General features: G+C 53.4%; 1 rRNA gene. It reads right to left on the minus strand.

Annotation, left to right across the window (positions count from 1 at the left end):
- Positions 1–10 precede the first annotated feature (10 nt).
- A 16S ribosomal RNA gene (locus ACED45_RS23995) occupies positions 11–1,565 on the minus strand.
- Positions 1,566–1,567: the final 2 nt, after the last annotated feature.

Genomic DNA, 1,567 nt, shown 5'->3' on the forward strand with positions numbered 1-1,567 from the left:
TATCTTCGTATAAGGAGGTGATCCAGCCCCAGGTTCCCCTAGGGCTACCTTGTTACGACTTCACCCCAGTCATGAACCACAAAGTGGTGAGCGTCCTCCCCGAAAGGTTAAACTACCCACTTCTTTTGCAGCCCACTCCCATGGTGTGACGGGCGGTGTGTACAAGGCCCGGGAACGTATTCACCGTAGCATTCTGATCTACGATTACTAGCGATTCCGACTTCATGGAGTCGAGTTGCAGACTCCAATCCGGACTACGACGCACTTTTTGGGATTCGCTCACTATCGCTAGCTTGCTGCCCTCTGTATGCGCCATTGTAGCACGTGTGTAGCCCTACTCGTAAGGGCCATGATGACTTGACGTCGTCCCCACCTTCCTCCGGTTTATCACCGGCAGTCTCCCTGGAGTTCCCGACATTACTCGCTGGCAAACAAGGATAAGGGTTGCGCTCGTTGCGGGACTTAACCCAACATTTCACAACACGAGCTGACGACAGCCATGCAGCACCTGTCTCAGAGCTCCCGAAGGCACACCTGCGTCTCCGCTGGCTTCTCTGGATGTCAAGAGTAGGTAAGGTTCTTCGCGTTGCATCGAATTAAACCACATGCTCCACCGCTTGTGCGGGCCCCCGTCAATTCATTTGAGTTTTAATCTTGCGACCGTACTCCCCAGGCGGTCTACTTAACGCGTTAGCTCCGAAAGCCACGGCTCAAGGCCACAACCTCCAAGTAGACATCGTTTACGGCGTGGACTACCAGGGTATCTAATCCTGTTTGCTCCCCACGCTTTCGCATCTGAGTGTCAGTATCTGTCCAGGGGGCCGCCTTCGCCACTGGTATTCCTTCAGATCTCTACGCATTTCACCGCTACACCTGAAATTCTACCCCCCTCTACAGTACTCTAGTTCACCAGTTTCAAATGCAGTTCCGAGGTTGAGCCCCGGGCTTTCACATCTGACTTAATGAACCACCTGCATGCGCTTTACGCCCAGTAATTCCGATTAACGCTCGCACCCTCCGTATTACCGCGGCTGCTGGCACGGAGTTAGCCGGTGCTTCTTCTGTTGCTAACGTCAAGAGATAGCGCTATTAACGCTACCCCCTTCCTCACAACTGAAAGTACTTTACAACCCGAAGGCCTTCTTCATACACGCGGCATGGCTGCATCAGGCTTTCGCCCATTGTGCAATATTCCCCACTGCTGCCTCCCGTAGGAGTCTGGACCGTGTCTCAGTTCCAGTGTGGCTGATCATCCTCTCAGACCAGCTAGGGATCGTCGCCTTGGTGAGCCATTACCTCACCAACTAGCTAATCCCACCTAGGCATATCTTGACGCGAGAGGCCCGAAGGTCCCCCTCTTTGGCCCGTAGGCATTATGCGGTATTAGCCATCGTTTCCAATGGTTATCCCCCACATCAAGGCAATTTCCTAGGCATTACTCACCCGTCCGCCGCTCGACGCCCATTAACGCACCCGAAGGATTGTTAGTGTCGTTTCCGCTCGACTTGCATGTGTTAGGCCTGCCGCCAGCGTTCAATCTGAGCCATGATCAAACTCTTCAATTTAA

The sequence above is a fragment of the Vibrio crassostreae genome (assembly GCF_041439375.1).
Classification (GTDB): Bacteria; Pseudomonadota; Gammaproteobacteria; order Enterobacterales; family Vibrionaceae; genus Vibrio; species Vibrio crassostreae_D.